At 63.8% G+C, this 16,494-nt stretch carries 13 protein-coding genes and 1 pseudogene; 9 read left to right on the top strand and 5 right to left on the bottom strand.

Annotated elements, in window-relative coordinates; translation table 11 throughout:
* Positions 1-61 precede the first annotated feature (61 nt).
* Positions 62-718, bottom strand: a complete 657-nt coding sequence (locus ACTRO_RS29815) for a hypothetical protein (RefSeq protein WP_034268399.1) — start codon at positions 716-718, stop codon at positions 62-64.
* 85 nt (positions 719-803) lie between these two features.
* On the opposite strand from ACTRO_RS29815, the gene ACTRO_RS29810 reads away from it, so the two are divergent.
* Positions 804-1,262 (top strand): MarR family winged helix-turn-helix transcriptional regulator, encoded by a 459-nt coding sequence (locus ACTRO_RS29810; RefSeq protein WP_034268396.1) that lies wholly within the window; start codon positions 804-806, stop codon positions 1,260-1,262.
* A 251-nt stretch (positions 1,263-1,513) separates the two neighbouring features.
* On the opposite strand, the gene ACTRO_RS29805 is transcribed toward ACTRO_RS29810, so the two are convergent.
* Positions 1,514-1,783: a DUF1883 domain-containing protein gene (locus ACTRO_RS29805; protein WP_051451594.1), complete on the bottom strand. Its 270-nt coding sequence runs from the start codon at positions 1,781-1,783 to the stop codon at positions 1,514-1,516.
* A 385-nt stretch (positions 1,784-2,168) separates the two neighbouring features.
* Between ACTRO_RS29805 and ACTRO_RS29800 the strand changes: the two genes are divergently transcribed.
* The 4 genes from ACTRO_RS29800 (at position 2,169) to ACTRO_RS47610 (ending at position 7,780) form a co-directional block, all read left to right on the top strand.
* Positions 2,169-2,969, top strand: coding sequence for an abortive infection family protein (locus tag ACTRO_RS29800; protein WP_051451593.1), 801 nt, complete (start codon positions 2,169-2,171; stop codon positions 2,967-2,969).
* A gap of 234 nt (positions 2,970-3,203) precedes the next feature.
* Positions 3,204-4,199 (top strand): DNA adenine methylase, encoded by a 996-nt coding sequence (locus ACTRO_RS46195; RefSeq protein ID WP_342673736.1) that lies wholly within the window; start codon positions 3,204-3,206, stop codon positions 4,197-4,199.
* A gap of 78 nt (positions 4,200-4,277) precedes the next feature.
* Entirely contained in the window at positions 4,278-6,374 is a 2,097-nt protein-coding gene (locus ACTRO_RS46190) for an ATP-binding protein (RefSeq protein ID WP_084316618.1), read from the top strand.
* 104 nt (positions 6,375-6,478) lie between these two features.
* Positions 6,479-7,780: a hypothetical protein gene (locus ACTRO_RS47610; RefSeq protein WP_157436535.1), complete on the top strand. Its 1,302-nt coding sequence runs from the start codon at positions 6,479-6,481 to the stop codon at positions 7,778-7,780.
* A gap of 40 nt (positions 7,781-7,820) precedes the next feature.
* Here ACTRO_RS47610 and mobF read toward each other — a convergent pair whose 3' ends face one another.
* From mobF to ACTRO_RS29775, 3 genes are all read right to left on the bottom strand, one after another.
* Complete coding sequence (mobF, locus tag ACTRO_RS29785; protein ID WP_084316617.1) at positions 7,821-11,621, bottom strand: MobF family relaxase; 3,801 nt, start codon at positions 11,619-11,621, stop codon at positions 7,821-7,823.
* 471 nt (positions 11,622-12,092) lie between these two features.
* Positions 12,093-12,671 carry an HD domain-containing protein gene (locus ACTRO_RS29780; protein ID WP_034268390.1) on the bottom strand — a complete coding sequence of 193 codons (579 nt, stop codon included), beginning with the start codon at positions 12,669-12,671 and terminating at the stop codon, positions 12,093-12,095.
* 20 nt (positions 12,672-12,691) lie between these two features.
* Positions 12,692-13,771: a helix-turn-helix domain-containing protein gene (locus ACTRO_RS29775; RefSeq protein WP_051451590.1), complete on the bottom strand. Its 1,080-nt coding sequence runs from the start codon at positions 13,769-13,771 to the stop codon at positions 12,692-12,694.
* A gap of 161 nt (positions 13,772-13,932) precedes the next feature.
* Here ACTRO_RS29775 and ACTRO_RS51530 point away from each other — a divergent pair.
* The 4 genes and pseudogenes from ACTRO_RS51530 to ACTRO_RS29755 form a co-directional block, all read left to right on the top strand.
* A pseudogene (locus tag ACTRO_RS51530) lies at positions 13,933-14,340 on the top strand (ATP-binding protein); the annotation flags it as partial.
* A 113-nt stretch (positions 14,341-14,453) separates the two neighbouring features.
* A complete protein-coding gene (locus ACTRO_RS49945; RefSeq protein ID WP_034268381.1) occupies positions 14,454-14,813 on the top strand; it encodes a hypothetical protein in 360 nt (119 codons plus the stop codon).
* Positions 14,814-14,951: 138 nt separating this feature from the next.
* Complete coding sequence (gene fxlM / locus ACTRO_RS29760) at positions 14,952-16,190, top strand: methyltransferase, FxLD system (RefSeq protein ID WP_051451589.1); 1,239 nt, start codon at positions 14,952-14,954, stop codon at positions 16,188-16,190.
* A 68-nt stretch (positions 16,191-16,258) separates the two neighbouring features.
* Positions 16,259-16,447 (top strand): FxLD family lanthipeptide, encoded by a 189-nt coding sequence (locus ACTRO_RS29755; RefSeq protein WP_034268378.1) that lies wholly within the window; start codon positions 16,259-16,261, stop codon positions 16,445-16,447.
* The last annotated feature ends 47 nt before the right edge of the window (positions 16,448-16,494 follow it).

Genomic DNA, 16,494 nt, shown 5'->3' with positions numbered 1-16,494 from the left:
GCGCGAGTATGCCAGGACCGAGATCCGGAGGCTTCGGTCCACAGGCGCCGCCGACGGGGGATCAGCTGTGCGTGTTCACCGCCGCGACCGGCGGTAACCGCTGATCCGACGATGAGGCGGGCGCCAGCCGGGTGATCGCGGTCGGCATCTCCCCGACCGTGAACACGTGGACCGAACCGTCGATCCTGACGGCCGCGAACGAGGCCACGGAGGGGACGTCGTCGGGCATGGCGATCGCATGCTCGCCGGGCAAGAGCCGCTCGTCGAAGACGACCGCGTGCGCACTTCGGGGCTCCGGTGGCTGGAAGGACGTGCCCCACCAGGCCTCGACGGTGACGTGAGCGGCCGCGACGAGGGTGACCAGCACGGAACGTCGAGGGCTGTCGTAGACGACTGACGTGCCCGCCGACGCGTCGGCCGCGACAGCCTCGGCGGCGGCCACCCCGTCGACCTGGGCCGCGATCAGTCCGGGCATGCCGGCAAGCCCCTGGACGAAGGTCACTGCGGGGTTCGCCTTCGCCACCTCCTCACGGAGGAACTGCTTCGTATCGACGGGGACCATGCCGCCGAAGACGAGGATGTCGAGGTCCGCGGCGTCGTAATCGGTCAAGACGTCGTCGAACTGGTTGGTGGCGTCGGCCCGGTAGCCCCGGCCGCGGAGGATGTCGACAGCTTCGAGGAGCACGCTCGGGCTCCGGCCGACGATCAGGACGCGCATCAGCTCTCCTTGTTGGTCGCGCCAACAGTTGGCTCGACCAACATATCAGATGTTGGCCGCGCCAACGACGGCTAGTCTGGGAGCCATGCCGACCCGCCACCATGAGCCCGACCGCGCCCCCGACCGCGTCAAAGACCGCCCGACCTGGCTCATCAGCCGCACCTTCGCCCGTTCGTCCGCGCTGCTCGCCTCGGGCTTCGAAGAGCATGGCGACGGCTTGCGCGGCTACCACTTCCGGCTCCTCGCCGCGCTGGAAGAAGGCCAGGCGAGCCAGGCCGAACTCGGCCGCAGCACCGGCATCGACCGCAGCGACGTGACCGCGGCGCTCACCGACCTCGAAGCGCGCGACCTCGTCGAGCGCCGCGTCGACCCCGAGAACAAGCGCCGCAACATCGTCACGATCACCCCCGCGGGCATGCAGACACTCGCCGACCTCGACGCGGTCGTCGGAGGCGTCCAAGACGCCTTACTGGCACCGCTGACGGCAGCGCAGCGGGATCAGTTCATCGGACTACTGCGACAGCTCCTCGCGCCGACGGGCTGAGCACGACGAAGCCCGGCGCGCGCCTTCGCGTCGCACCGGGCTGATTCGTCCTAGCTGATTCGTCTTCGCCCCTCCCCCGGGGCGGTCCTACGCCAGGTCGGGGAAGAAGAGCTTGATCTCTCCCTGCGGGGAGTGGTTGTGCGATGGAAGCGCCGCACAACCACTCCCACCTGGCCTTTCACTTCTCAACCTCTTCCATCCGTTTCGGCTGCTTTCCGAGCTCTCACGGAACAGCGACGGAACAGACCCGGTCACAAAACCCTGTGGCGGACACGCACGCTGGCCCGAACGTCACCACCCTTCGGCTGCACGATGAGATGCCACTGGCCAGCGCTCGGCGCCTGAAGGGACACCGGCGACTTCCGAACATACCCGCCGTGGTACCGGAAGCGACGGCGCGCAACGAAGTTCTGCACTTCCGCCGGACGCATGAGCATGACGTTTGACGCAACCCCCTCGAGGGTCACAGTCACGATCTCACCCGCAGCAAGGCTCCCGAGATCGTAGTTGAGGAACGACATCGCAGACCTCCACAAGATGTGGGTCCAAATCAAGCCACCGTGGCTAGATCTAGTTGGATTAGAGCATCGTAGCCGGGAGTAGTCAATGCTCGAACGAACCCACGTTCGAGAGCGTACGGCGGGGCACCGCCGACGGAACGTGCGCCAGACCCGATGGGTAACGCAGCCGGAAGCCCGTCCCCGGAGCCGGCCCGACGGGTACCCAGTGCGGCCATCACCAAAAAGACTCGAAACAACAGGGCAAGAACCGGGAGGCCGTTATGATCACGAAGCTCCACGAGGCTTACATAGGGTGGCGAACCTGGCGAAATAAACGAACTATGATATGACTGGATCTTTGCGTATCCTGGGACACCTTGTTCGACTTTCCCCAGGAGAGGCTGCGATGCAAGACCTGTTCGAGATCGGAGCCGTGCTCGGCGCCTTCTTCGGACCCACCGGTCTCGGTCCGTCACATGACCAGCTCACCCAGGCATTCGCCAAGACGGGTCTGTCCGGTGGAGATCCCAGACTGACGGCGACTACGACAGTGTCAAAGATGAAACGCGTCCGTGAGGTCTTCGACTACGCCTCGGAGCAGAATCCCGCTGCCGGGCTACACCTCGCAGAGCGGCTGGTTGCCCTGATGCGCGCTAAAGGCTGTTTTCTCAAGGCCGGCGACCAGTACGCGGGCGCCGAAGCAATTGCTGCGGCCCAGCGCGCCTTCGAGCGCGTCGGCTTCGTCCTCACGGCCGAAGGCGATCTTCACGCGACCGTCATCGAGCAGTTGACAGGCAAGCAGTTGACGAAGGCGCTCCATGGATACGTGCGCCGGATCAACGTCGCCGGGGCCGACGCGGAACTTAAGCTCGGCAGCAGCAAGGATCTGGTCGAAGCCGTCGCCCGGCACGTCCTGACAGAGCGTGGCGGTGGATATAGCCCTGGCCAGAACTTCCCCAGCACCCTTGCCGGAGCCTTTCAGCTGCTCGGCATGTCCGTCCCAACGCCAAACGCTGCGGCGAACGCCAACCCCGCGAAGGCAATCGAAGAGGGGCTTTTTGCTCTGGCACTCAGCGTGAACAGGTTCCGCAATGCTCAGGGCACGGGCCACGGCCGGCCAGCACCTGCGTCAGTCGCCAACCGGGAGGCTGATATGGCAGCACGTACCAGCGCAGCAATCGCCAAAGCCATGCTAGACCGCCTGTAGGCGTCGTCTCCAATGCAGCTCGTAGCGAAGATGGAAAACAGGTGCCCGATATCTTCATATTTGCCCGCAAGCCGTCACGAGAGGAGGCCCTGCGTTAGCAACTTGCCCAACCCAGCTCGGTCGTAAGCCCCCTGCTAAGAAGGTCGATCGACCCTGTTGCAGCAGCAGCCGCACGTGGGAGACTACGCTTGCGTGCTGGCCTACATCCGTAGGACACAAGCGTAAACGGGAGGTGTGGTGGCAGGCGGCGGTAGCTCTCCCCAACGGGCTGCTCGCCGGACGCCTTGGACTCCGGCTGATGTTAGGGACAAGCCGGGCCCGCTTACAGACAGCCGCTTCTTCGAGCAGAGCGTCGTGAGCCCGTTGCGGTACCCTGGCGCGAAGCGCCAGCTCACGCCCGTCATTGAGAACATGATCCGCGCGAACGTACCCCCGCCACGGCTTTTCGTAGAACCCTTTTGCGGTGGAGCTACGACAGCACTGCACATGGCAGGCCGAGGCATCGTTGATCATGTGATCCTCGCCGACGCTGACCCACTAGTTGCGGCATTTTGGTACGTCGCGGCCTTCGACACGTCTTGGCTCATCGGGGCCATGCATGCCGAACCAGTGACGCTGGATCGATGGGACTGGTGGCGGCTCGCAGAACCGCGAAGTCGAAGGGACAAGGCCATGAAGTGCCTGTTCCTGAACCGCACGACCTTCTCCGGCATCTTGCATGGCCGCGCTGGACCCATCGGCGGCCGGGCTCAAGCCTCGCCCTATAAGATCGACTGCAGGTTCGGCAAAGCAGGCCTGGAGCGTCGCCTGAAGGCCGTCGGCGATCTCGCTGCGACGGGTCGAATCCTGGACGTATGGAATCTCGACTGGCGAGAGACCTTCCAACGCCTCATGCAGGAGTATGCCCACCTTAGTTTGGACGAGCTCGCCGTCTACCTCGACCCTCCGTACGTCGAGAAGGCTCCTTACCTCTATGAATGGTCCTTCGAGTCCGACCAACACGAGGCGCTTGCTCGAGAGCTTGCTCAAGCTACGAACTTTCGATGGCTGCTGTCATACGATGACAACGAGACGATCAGAACTCTTTACGCACATGTCCCAGGGGTCACTCGCCTCAGCATCCCTCACAGGTACACGGCAGCAGGCTCGGAGAAACGCTCAGTGCGCAGTGAGTTGCTCGTGACCAACTACCCAGACCTGCCGCCTGAGTCACGGAGCCAAGTCATCTAAACCCGCCGCGGTGTCGCCGTCTTCTGCTAGGAAGGTACCAGCAGCCTAGAGACTCCCAGACTCCTGGAGCAGACAGCGATGACTACGTACTCTGGGATCGCCGCGCAGGCGATCGCTGAAGCAAGCCCTCTACTCGCTTTGCTCAAGGATGCCAAAAGGCTGGGCGGGATCTACCACCTGGACTACGAGCGCGCGACGGTCATCACAGATGATCTTCTCAAGCGAGAGTGCGGTGGCGTGCCACGGCATGGCTTCCTCCTCGCAGCTGCTACGGCACCCAACCAGGAGACCCAGCAACCGCTGGACGAGGACGAGATCATCCTTCTGCGCGTGCGAGGCGTCGCTCACTTGCCCAACCAGTCAGAAGTCGTTGCGACCCGTATGGCTGCCATGCGCGATGCCGACCTGCGTGACCGCCGGCCATCCGAAATCCTCGACACCTTGACCGAGGGGCAGATCCAAATGTCAGCCTTCGAATGCGACGTGCTCGGAACCTTTTATCCAGACAGCGTAAAGAACCAGCAGTATGTCCAGTTCGGTGCCGACATCGATAATGTATACGCTGGTGCGCGCTACTTCGTCTATACGCCTTCCGCCAAGGTACTTGAATTCCTAGCTTCATATCCTCAGCGTACTCCTGACGAGATCCGCGATAATGTGAAGCCTGCCCTGATCGAACTAGGACGCGTACGTTTTGCCGCAACCCGTAGGCGGGCCGTTTCTGCCGGCCTTAGCGAGGTTCCCGTACAGGTCCGCGTCACAGATTTCATCGCCCGCAAGACCGCTGTCCTCGGTATGACGCGTGCCGGCAAGTCAAATACGAACAAGACAATATGCACTGCAATTTTTGAGCACTCGGTCGCAACGAAGCGCCCGATAGGGCAATTGATCTTCGACCCTCAAGGCGAATATGCCTCAGTCAATCAGCAGGACCAGACCGGACTCAGACTTCTCGGCGAAGAATGGGTAAGAATCTACAGGCTGGGCGCGAGTGCGGATAATAAGCAGGAACGCTCGTTGACCATCAACTTCTATGGTCAAGCCGAACTCTCGGCAGCCCGCGGCCTGATAGACGAATGTGTTGGGGACCTGGAAGCGGGCTACGTGCAAGCCTTCAGGGCCGCGGAGATTGACGACCCTGATGCTGACAATTATCCCGGCGGCAGGAACGATGACGGATACCGTGCGGCCCGAACGGGCATGTTCCGTGGGCGCTTCGCCCTGTATGCTCTGCTCGCGAAGGCCGGCTTCAAGGTCCCAAATAATTGGCCTGGTATAACATTCATAATGGCCTCGACCTTATCTGACGCCATTATATTAGATTTTGGCCCGTCGACCTTGCAGAAGGAAGATAAGGGCATGGTCAGAATCAGGACCATGGACGGGCTCAAGAACACGATGGACTGGTTGTGCAGGAATATCCAAGCAGCCGAGAAGGCCACGACCAACAAGCCGTACCAGGGACCAGATGTGGCTACCTGGCGCAATTGTGCGCCATTTATGGCCATACGTGCGGCGTACGATGGGAGTGGCGGATCCGCCGTTCTTAATAGGCTGAGGGCGTCCACGGATTTTCATGATCCCAAAGCCTCCACAAGCTTGCTCCCCGAAGTCATTAAGGATCTGACGGCAGGAATGGTCGTCATCGTTGACCTTTCATACGGCTCCGAACGCGTCGCAACTATGCTTTCCGAGCGTCTCGTCCGTGGCCTGCTAGATATGGCTAACCAACGCTTCCGAAGCAACCAGGACCCCCTGCCCATGCAGATAGTCGTAGAGGAAGCTCACCGCCTATTCGATCGCGAAAAGGCGAATAAGAACGAAACCGACCCGTGGGTGCGTCTGGCCAAAGAGTCTGCCAAATATGAAATTGGACTAATCTACGCGACCCAAGAGGTCTCTTCTGTCGACCGGCGAATTCTGTCAAATACGCACAACTGGATCATTGCGCACCTGAACTCAGATCATGAGACCAGGGAGCTTGCGCACTATTATGATTTTGCAGTTTTCTCCGACGAAATCCGGCGTTCAGAGGAGCGAGGGTTCGCCAGGATGAAGACATTTTCCGGGAAGTATATTGTCCCAGTTCAGATTGCAAAATTCGATCACGATATGATCAATCGTGCACGGAAAGCTGCTGGCCTGCCCCCTAACGAAGTCGAGACGGTCGCCTGATGCCCTACTCCAATGAGAGAGCTTCCCGGCTCGGCCATCTGCCTTCCGCCGAGAGCCCACTCATAGTCGAGGCTCTTTCCCGGTGGGAGACCCCTACTCTATCCGTGGACGAGCCTCCGGCTGTCGTGAGTCGTTGCCACGACCTAAGCGAGTTGTCGTTAGATCGGCACAACGGCCCAACCTTTGTAATCTCGTTCGATGGCTCAGACCAAGAGATTGAAGCGCGGCAAGCTTATCCGTCCGTACGAGTTGGGTATATCCAAATCGCCGGCGTGCTCGTTCGCGTCGATGAGTTTCTCAATGCGCGCGTAGACGGCCTCGTCGATGCCCGTAAAGTGCAACGCGCTCAGACGCGCCAGACTATCCAGACTGTTTTACCTGGCTCACAAGTGACTCGGCCGAAGATGTCCGGGGTCGAGTCGTGGCGGGTCGAGCTGTTCGAGACCTTCAAGCGGCAGGCCATTGCCGACTTTGGAACCCCGTACTCACTGGTGGATGCACTACTCCGCCTACACGGCGACCCAGGACAGCCAGAGGCGAGCGTCCGAACGACCCTTGGCAAGTGCCCCGAGTGCGGCCAGCCCAACCAGGAGGTTGGGAGTGAGCCGACGCAATGTTCCGGATGCCATGGCGCGTTGTACCCGACAGACCTTCTTCGCACGCACGAAGAATATGCCGATGAGGGGCCGAACGCAGATATTCTGACGCGAACGATGAATGTCGCAGAACGGCTTCTCTCACTCGCTTATATCGACAACTTCGCACGATATGCACCGATGGCTCTCAGCTCAGGCATGTTCATAACCGACGGCCCATTGGCATTCCACGGACCCACTGCTCCCTTGAAGCGACGCATGGTCGAATACTGGGGCAGGTTATGTCGATGGCTACAAGAACAAGGCCACGGCGTACCGCTGCTTGTTGGTATTGAGAAGACCGGCACTTTTGTCGATCACGCCGCCGCAATTTCCGAGCATATCCCTGCAGGCAGCGTTATGACACTAGATAATACTTACATTAGTGAAAAAATCCGCCGACGCGCCAGCGCCGGCATCTATGGAAAGGATGAATTTTACGGTCGCCGCTTCTTCTATAAGACGACGACAGAACAGATGCTCGTACTCACTGTACCTCGCATACCGTCCGGCCAACCTTACGAGAGCGGCCCAGTTGATGCCAATCCGTGCGAAATGCTCGAAAGCTACCCAACCCTTCGAGCCACATTGGAAGCACTCGACCGCTTCCAGACGCGGCTATATCCGAACGCAGTTATCCCGCTCGCTCTCGCCCACTCAGCCGCATCCCTGCCGCTAGGCACTGGCAGGGACGTACTTACCCTACTGGCTCAGCGCGGACTGCACTTAGACCGCAACAGCATTGGTTTTGGCCGAACTCCCTCCTATTGACGGGCGACCATACCCTTCGGCCCTACGTAGATAGGACTTATCACCAGCCGATCGTGGGGCCGCGGCTGTGTTGCGGCTCGGGGATTGGCAGATGCAGTGTCGGCCGCGGCTGGTGGGTGGGCTCGTCATACGCGCGCCCAAGCTCTCTATAGGTCCGCACCTGACGCGCTGCTCGATTCGTTACAGCCTCGGCGATTCTCTGGCGTTCCCCGAGGTTAAAGGCAGCGCGCCACTCTTCACGTGCCTGGGTCTGTGCGTCACCACGGGGGCCAGCAAGGAGCTCCGGTATGCATGGGTCAATGTCGGACCATGCCCGGCCTCGCGCAACCTGCCTGAGGTCAGCGGCGGCGCGGTAAGCATAGGCGTAGGCGTTGTAGTCGGAATGGTTGAACTCCACGCTGGGGCCGAGGGGGTGGTGCGGATCGTTATCGGCGACCTGCTGCTGTTCACGGTAAACAGCGATGACGCAGATACGCGACGCCCATGCGGTGCGCTCGAGCGCGTTGGTGGGTTCGTTGCCCAGCCTCTTGGTCCACGCGGGACGCTCGGCGATAACCTTCTCTGTCACCTCGGCGATGCGACCGCGGATGAGGTTGGCAGCCGACTGGAGGTACACCCACTCGCTCGGTTCGAGGGTGCCGAGTGCGGGCGGTGCGGGCAGCCACGCCGGAAGCGGGAAGATATCGGCCGGGTCCTGGGTGGTGAACTCGACCAGCGCCGCCTTGAGGTTCGTGGTTAGAACCTGGTGGGCGTGTTGGTAGTTGGGGATCAGCACGCTCAGGTCCATCGCGTCGTTTTGGGCCTTGCGGATGCTCTCGGTGGCCGACAGATCGGCGGTCTCACGCGTGATGACGCGCTCGAGGATCTCCGTGGCCGCGTACGCGCTCGGGTCGATACGGACTCTGTCGAGGCGGTCATCGGGATCGAAGCCGGGGACCTGGTGCGTGGCGACGTAGAGCGTCGTGTGTTCGCGGGCGCGGGTCGCTATGACGTAAAGGTTCTCGCGGCTCACCTCCTCCGTGATCAGCGGATGAGCTGTGTCCACGGTCGAGCCCTGAGCGCGGTATGCGGTGGTCGCGTAGCCGAGCTCGACGTGCTGACGGACATAGTCGGCGGGTAGGACGGCACGCCCACTATGCCCCTGGTTCTTGACGATCAGCGAACCGTCGTCGCGGCGGTCAGTGACAGTCCAGGTGTCGCCGTTCTTGACGAAGTCTCGGCCTGAGCAGACGGACATGCGCCGGTCGTTCCGGCGGGTGACGATCCAGTCTCCGACACCGGCTTGGTTCTCGTCGCGCAGGACCGCGCCGACGGCTTCGACTTGGCCAGCGGCAACGCGGTCCTCGCGGGCGCGGGCGTTGAGGACGGTGACGTCTTGATTCGTGGCGGCGGCCATCAGGCTGGTTTTGCCGGCGAGCACGTCGGTTCGCCAGCCTTCGTATGCGGCCTCGATCATCGCACCGCGAGAGCCGCCCTTGATCCGGTCATGCTGCTCGTAGAAGTCGAGCGCGGTCGCGTCTCCGTCGCGCAGCTTCAGCGTCGCGTCGGCCTCGGCCGGGTCGCGGAAGCGGTGGAGCGTGGTGAGTTCGGTGGCGCCGGCCTCGTTGACGAGCAGGCGGAGGGCGCCGCCGGATTCGACGGCTCCGAGTTGTCGATGGTCGCCCAGCAGGCGTACGGCTACGCCGCGGTCTGCGGCGAGTTGAACGAGTCGGTCGAGGTTGAGGGTGCCGGCCATGCCCGCTTCGTCGAGCAGGATGACGTCGCCCTCGCGGATGCGAAAACGCTCGCGGTCCGCGGATACTGCCTTGCCTGAGCGCAGAGCCTCTGCGGCCGGGCCTTGGGTGTACTCCCATAGGAACTTGTGCAGGTTCTCGGCCTTCACGCCGAGCTCGTCACCCAGGACGGCGGCCGATGCGGCGGACGTGCCGAGCGCGATAACGCGTCGTCCGGACGCTTCGGATATCGCCGCGAACGCACGCATGGCAGTGGTTTTGCCGGAGCCGGCCGGGCCGAGGCCGACGCTGACTTGGTGGGGATCGGTGGCGAAGGCGAGGGCCAGAGCGCGCTGACCTTGGTCGAGTCGGCCGAGTTCGGCCTCGAAGCGGGCGAGGGCTACATCCGCGATAGCAGACGGGACAGGCGTTTGCCGCGCGGAGGTGGTGGTAGCCGCTGCTATGAGGCGCGACTCGGCGTCCAGGATCAGCGAGCTGGTGTAGCGGGCGGCGGCGTGCTCGCTGAAGATCGATGCGCCGTCCGAACGTCGCAGTCGCGCTGGCTCGTCGAGGAGCGCGATCGCGTCTACCCGTATGCACAGATCCGGGCCGACGGCGTGCTCAAGGACCTTCCCGATGAAGGGCTCGTGTGCGTCGGGATCGGCGATGCCGCCCTCGATACGTGCAAGTCTTTCCGCTTCGGCACGCAGGTTCCAGATGGTCCACGTCGATCGCATCTCAGCCACGTTCGCCACGACCCTGGCGGCGGTCTCGACTGGATCGAGCGCGATGGTCGGGGCCGGTATCGCGCGCTGTGCGGGCACTGCGGCCATCACCTGGGTGACGATCGCTGGTCCGAGAGCGTCCGCCGCCGACTGGGTCCAGTCTGCGCGCATCTGTTGGAGGGAGCGCGGCGCCTTCTTGCCTTCCCTCGTCTCCAGGTTCGCCTGGCGGGCCAGCTTGTGGCACGCACCGGCCGCAGGATCGTGGCCGTGATCCCGCCGGTACTGTCGCACCAGCTGGTCGTATCGCGCTTCGATCTCCGTGCGCCGAGATGAGAAGTGCTGAATCAGTGCGGTGGGCACGCCGACTACCTCACGTACCGGTTCCCGGCCTGGAACGGTGTCCGGCCTGACCGTGAATGCCACCCCGAGCCGGGCGGTCAGCTCGGTCTCGAAGCGGGTGTTGTAGAACTCGGAGGCTGCCACTGTCATCCGGTACAGGCCGCGTGCGTCGAGCGCTCGCCACTTCCCGTCGACACCGAGGACTTTGCTGCTGAGCGCCACGTGGGTGTGCAGGTTGGGGTCGCCGGCCCTCGAATCGTAGTGGTCGAACACCGCGGCGATGAGGCCGTGCGTCTCGATCTGTGCCTGGCCGCGGCTACCCGTCCGAGTAAACGCGGCGTGGTCCTCGAGCAGTCCGAGGGCAGCGTCACGCGCGGCCTCGTGGGCGGCGCGCACCGCTTTTCGTACCTCGGCACGCTCGTCGAGCGCCCACATGACGGCGGCGGACTTCACCGGTGCGAACACGACGTCGAATCCGGCAACGGCAGCACGCTGTCTGTGTGCTTCCTCCGCCTTAACCTTCTTCGTCTCGGCAGCCGTCACCGCTCGCCCAGTCTCAGCCGCGATTCGGCCGAGCCGCGCAGCTACGCGCGTCTCGAAGTTCTCAAGGCCTTCGTACATCGGGAACGCGCGGCCAAGAGCGGCCGACGTGTACGCGCGGCGGACCATCGCGTTGATCCCGCGCGTTCCACGAACCGCGTCTTGGTGCTCTTCTATGTATCGGTCGACGAGCTGCTCGGTGCGCGGGTGCATCCCCAGGCCGAAGAGGTAGAACATCTCCTCTTCCGTCACCCTCTGCCCGGCGACGCCGAGCATCGGCGCGCCTCGGCCAGCCCACACTCCGGGCGGATTGCCCTCTGCGGTGTAGTACTCCGACGCGGACATCCCGCGTTCACGCTGGACGTCGCCGCCCGCGACCTGACGGGTGAGGTACGTGTACCCGTTGCCGGCGGTGAGCTTGTGGATGGTCATCACAGTCACCACCCACCCTTCGATACCTCGTCGCACTTGGGGGCGAGAGACGTCAGGGAGGCGCCTATTTTCAGAGCCATTACCTGTCGCCATTCGGTCGCCATATTGGTGACTCTAGCACGCAGGTAAGCGCGTCTTCGATGTTTTCTGCAAGAGGTGTCTTGTCGAGCTCTTGGGTGCGCTGAGCTGGTTCGATGATTGAATCTTGGCGACTGACGGAGGGCAGTAGGGTTTTCTAGCTGGATTCTTCTCGTTGCTTCTCGATGCTTTTCACTGGGGAGTTAAGGAAGGGTACTTTGAGGCGGACTTGAGTGCTCTCGCGCATTTCTATGGCGTTCGCTTTGGAGGGCCGCCCGCTGGTCCATGTAGTCGGCCGGGCGGGCGCGGTCCAGGGTGCGCGGCAGCGCATCGCGTCAGCGACGGCGGAGCCGCCCTTGACCGCAACCGTCCTGCCGCATCATCCAGAAGACGGGCGGCCCTGAATCTGGTGGCGAGCACGTGCCGGCGAGACGTCCGTTCATGGCCGATGAAGTCTCGACGATCTGCAAGCCGCGCCGCGTCCAGTTAGCTTCGAATCGCCTCGGCGTGCCACTGCTGTGACGACTCCTGGCTCAGCGCCGCGTCCGCGATCTGCTTGCCTGCCTTGGTACGCAGCTTGGACCGGCTGGTCTCGATCCAGCCGCCGACGTTGCGCGCGCCGGCGTCGCGGTACTCGATCGCCTGGAACAGGCACTCCAGCTTGTCCGCGTCCCGTGCGCACTGCGCTTCCGGGCTCTCGGCGCTCTCGTACTCGTGGATCAGCGCCCGCACGTCCGCGGCGACGTCCTCGGGGAGGCCGGAGACCTGGTCTGCAGTGACGGTCTCGTTCGAGGCTGCGTCGAGGTACTTGCGACCCAGGTGCGGGATGTCGAGGACGCGCGTCTCTTGGGTGTCGTGCCAGACCGCGAGGTATGTCGCCCTCGCAGGATCGGCGCCTTCGGCCTTGGCGAGCAGTCCGGCGATGAGTGCCGTTCGGAAGCTGTGCTCCGCGATGGACTCGGGGCTGCTGATACCGCAGTAGGACCAGCCTGTGCGCGGCAGGAGCTTGAGTACTCCCGCCTCGTGGATCAAGTGTGCAACCCGGTCTGCCTCGGAGCTCTCCATGCGTCTAGCCTTCCTAGCGATCAACGGTGCAACTTGAGGGCGTACCTTAGCGCGTTCAGTTCGGAGATCGTCCGATCTGACTCGAAGGACTCGTCCAGCAGTCTCTCAATCTTCCCAGTCAGCTCCTGCACCACACCCGGCTGCTCGCTGAGCAGGCGTGCTCGTACCCCGACCAGTGCCCACAGTGTGTGCACGTTGAGTTCGAGGTAGCCGAGGCTTGGGTCAAGGCGGTCGAGGAGGTGGCGCAGAAGGATGTCTCCGTGCCACCCGCTCATGCCCGCGACCATGAAGCTGTCGTCTCGCTGCTGGTGCCGCGCCTCACCGACCCAGTAGGCCCAGTAGCGCAGGTTGGCCATCTGGCTCTGCTCGTCAGCCAGGCCACGCTCGATGAAGTCGAGGAGCAGCGTCCGGTCACCGCGACGCGTCATGGACGCGGCGAGTGACCGCGCGGCCGGCCACGATTCGGACCAGCCGTTCAGACCGTGGAGAAGGCGGCTCCGATGCGCCGCGAGGAAGCTGCGGGCGTCGTCCCTTGAGTCGAAGCTGAGCAGGTACAGCGCTTGGCGACGCAGCAGGGTGTCTCCGGAGGCTTCTGTGACGTCGACGATCTGGCGAAGGTGGTCGAAGAACCTCGTGCGGCTCTGGGCATCGAGGAACGGTCGAGGGTGCCGCTGGCCGCGGCTTTGCGGGAGATCGAGACCGGCCGGGCTGCGGGTGCTGATCGGCCACGCGATGAGGTCGACGGTCTCGCGGCGGAGGACCCAGATGCCGAGGGGGTGGACGTCGCCGGGTCGATAGTCGGCGCCGAGAGCAATCGCGAAGTCGACGATGTGGTCGGCTTCGAGGGCTTGGTCCAACAGACTCACGAGGTCGGGCCGCGCGCCGTTGCTCATGAGTCGGTGGCGTATGGCCGCCATCTGGCCGACTTGGGTCGACGCGAGGGGCCTTCGGCCCGACTCCCAGCCCGCCACGGTGTCCGCGGAGACGGACAGCAAAGCCGCGAACTGTTCCCTGCTCACCGATGGCTTCGTGGTGTCACGCGCCAGCCGTAGGACGAAGCCCGCGATCACGTTGCGCGGCGCGGCCTGACTGCCAGTCATAGTTGGCAACCATCTCCTCGGCCGACCCGGCGCATGAGCAAAGACTACCTGTACTGCCGGTCACTGTCTCAGCCGGTTGCGTAGCCGTACCTTCGTGATCGAGGAAGAGATCTAACGCCGAGTTACGAAGCGGCTCCGAAATTCGCGGGAGGTGATGCCAGATGAAACTCGCATCGGCCAAGCTCGTTGGCGGAGCCAGTCGGCATCGTGAGACGTTGCGATTCCTGGCGCGCCCGGGCCAAGTAGCTGTTTGTCGGCGCGAGGTGCTCGCGGTGCTCCGCGCCTGGAGCACTCTCGTCCAACTCGAGGACGTGGAACTTCTCCTCAGCGAGATCGTCACCAATGCGATTCTGTACGGCACAGCCACGGATGCTGCCGTGGCCTGGGTGCGGGTGGAGTTGGACGAAACCGAGCAGGGTCTCCTCGTCCGCGTGCAGAACGAAGGCTCCCAGTGGAGGCCGGAAGCAGGCGAGCCTGCCGACCTCATGGAGTCGGGTCGTGGGCTGCTGCTCGTCGAGGAACTGGCGGAGACCTGGGGCCACGAGTGCACGGAGGACGGCACGACCGTCCACTTCCTCATCCGGTACCTCGACACGCTGCCGGGCGGGCCGCGGGCGGTCGCCGAACGCAGCGGCATCGGGCCGGAGACCCGCCCGGCCACTACCGGGGAGATGAGCCGACCATGCGACATCCCTACGATCCCGTCGCGGCGGTCGAGTTCGCACGACGTCAGATCGACGTGGCCAACGAGATCCTCACCGGGCATCTCGGAACGGGCCACGGGCTCTGCATGTGCGGCAAGACCCTACCGTGCACGGTGGCGTTCAGCTGCTCAGAGATTCAGCGCATCTACCAGGGCGAATTGGCCGAGCTCAGCTCTCCTCCTGCCGACACCATCGCGCTCCCAGTCCTTGCTGAGCCGCAACTCGTTCCGGCGCCGAAGCATCAGCATCGGATGCCGTACTGGCGGACGTTCTGCCGGGGCTGGCCGCGTAGCCCCCGGCACGCCGCACGCGATGGCTCGACGTCCGCAGACTTCTGACTGTCTGTTGCTCGCGCTGTACTGGGGTCGCTCGGGAACCGGGAGCATCGGCGGCCTCGGCGGGCGAATACCGAGGCCGGCGGCCAGCAGAGAACAACGACGTCAGCGAGCGAGCACGACATCAGTAGGGAGTTGGACATGACACGAGCGGTGGATCTGATGAAAGACACGGGCAGCGAGGCGACGTTCCGTGACGCCTTGGTGGAGAAGCTGCTGGCGACAGGAATGATCACGACGCCTGCCGTGGAGACCGCCTTCCGGCGTGTGCCCCGAGAGAGGTTCGCTCCGGCAGGTACTCCCCTGGAGACGGTCTACAACGCCGACGACGCGGTCCCGACCAAGACCGACCAGTACGGAGTGGTCATCTCGTCCGTCTCGGCGCCGTTCATCCAGGCCCAGATGATCGAGCAAGCCGCGATCGAGCCTGGTATGAGCGTCTTGGAGATCGGGAGTGGCGGATACAACGCCGCGCTCCTGGCCGAGGTCGTGGGTCCGGACGGCCTCGTCGTCAGCATGGACATCGACAAGGACGTCATCGACCGGGCCGAAGCCGCCCTGGCTGAGGCGGGCTACAGCGATCGGGTCAGGGTCGTCCTGGGAGATGCCGGGCACGGCGTCCCCGATGTCGAGCACTTCGACCGCATCGTGGTGACGGTCGGGGCCTGGGAGATCGCGCCCAGCTGGCTGGAGCAGTTGGCCGATGGAGGGCGGATCGTGCTGCCGCTCCGCATGAAGGGCGTGACTCGCACGATCGCGTTCCGCCGCGACGGTGATCACTTGGTCAGCACGTCCGCCCAGGTCGCGGGGTTCGTCGCCATGCAGGGCGAGGGGGCGCATCCGGAGAAGGTCTACGAGCTCCCGGACGGCCGCGGCAAGGCGATCAAGCTGCGGTATGACGACGGCACGCTCGAAAATCCGCACCGACTCGACAAAGTGCTGGCCACCGAGCGGAAGGCAATGTGGTCCGGCGTCACCCTCGGACGAGGCGCGTCCTTCGCGACGCTCCACTTGTGGTTTGCGAGCTTCCTCGACGGCTTCTGCAAGTTCGCCGCGGACGACGGAATGTCGATGGTGGACGAAGGCGGCAGTTGGTTCCCGTTCGGCGTGGTGCGGGGGGACTCGTTCGCATACCTCGTCGTGCGGCCGGCCGCCGAGGGCTCCGAATTCGGCGCACTGGCGTACGGGCTGCACGCGGACGAGGCGGGCGGCGCGCTGGTCGCGCAGATCCGGGCCTGGGACGAAGCCGCCCGCAGCGGGCCCGCCCCGACCTTCGCCGTATGGCCGCTCGACACCGACCGTTCCGCATTTCCGGAACGCACGGGCGTGGTCCCGAAGGACCACAGCCTGATCACGATCTCCTGGCCGGCCGCGGATTGATCCACCGCGCGCGTCCGCGACGGGCCAGGTAGCACCACCGACCATCAACGGAAGGAGACAGAGGACAGATGCCGCCGAATTTGACGCTCGACGCCCCCGACCTGGACACCGAGGTCGGCGAGGACGAGTTCGACCTGGACATGACGGTCGTGGAGGCCACGACTCCCATCGTCGTGCTGATGTGCGACACGGACGACGGCTGCGGCAGCACGTGCAGTAACAGCGCGTGCGCCACGGGCTCCAACGACCCGTCCTGACCCGATCCGCCGTCGGCGCCCGCACGCCGGGCGCCGACGGCCCTCGC

It is taken from the genome of Actinospica robiniae DSM 44927 (assembly GCF_000504285.1).
Lineage (GTDB): Bacteria > Actinomycetota > Actinomycetes > Streptomycetales > Catenulisporaceae > Actinospica > Actinospica robiniae.
This window is presented reverse-complemented; position numbering and strand designations above follow the sequence as displayed.

What these genes read in the sequence shown, in the direction of transcription:
- ACTRO_RS29815 (WP_034268399.1), bottom strand. Translation starts at nt 718, where the DNA reads ATGCGCGTCCTGATCGTCGGCCGGAGCCCGAGCGTGCTCCTCGAAGCT.
- ACTRO_RS29810 (WP_034268396.1), top strand. Translation starts at nt 804, where the DNA reads ATGCCGACCCGCCACCATGAGCCCGACCGCGCCCCCGACCGCGTCAAA.
- ACTRO_RS29805 (WP_051451594.1), bottom strand. Translation starts at nt 1,783, where the DNA reads ATGTCGTTCCTCAACTACGATCTCGGGAGCCTTGCTGCGGGTGAGATC.
- ACTRO_RS29800 (WP_051451593.1), top strand. Translation starts at nt 2,169, where the DNA reads ATGCAAGACCTGTTCGAGATCGGAGCCGTGCTCGGCGCCTTCTTCGGA.
- ACTRO_RS46190 (WP_084316618.1), top strand. Translation starts at nt 4,278, where the DNA reads ATGACTACGTACTCTGGGATCGCCGCGCAGGCGATCGCTGAAGCAAGC.
- mobF (WP_084316617.1), bottom strand. Translation starts at nt 11,621, where the DNA reads ATGGCGACAGGTAATGGCTCTGAAAATAGGCGCCTCCCTGACGTCTCT.
- ACTRO_RS29780 (WP_034268390.1), bottom strand. Translation starts at nt 12,671, where the DNA reads ATGGAGAGCTCCGAGGCAGACCGGGTTGCACACTTGATCCACGAGGCG.
- ACTRO_RS29775 (WP_051451590.1), bottom strand. Translation starts at nt 13,771, where the DNA reads ATGACTGGCAGTCAGGCCGCGCCGCGCAACGTGATCGCGGGCTTCGTC.
- ACTRO_RS49945 (WP_034268381.1), top strand. Translation starts at nt 14,454, where the DNA reads ATGCGACATCCCTACGATCCCGTCGCGGCGGTCGAGTTCGCACGACGT.
- fxlM (WP_051451589.1), top strand. Translation starts at nt 14,952, where the DNA reads ATGACACGAGCGGTGGATCTGATGAAAGACACGGGCAGCGAGGCGACG.
- ACTRO_RS29755 (WP_034268378.1), top strand. Translation starts at nt 16,259, where the DNA reads ATGCCGCCGAATTTGACGCTCGACGCCCCCGACCTGGACACCGAGGTC.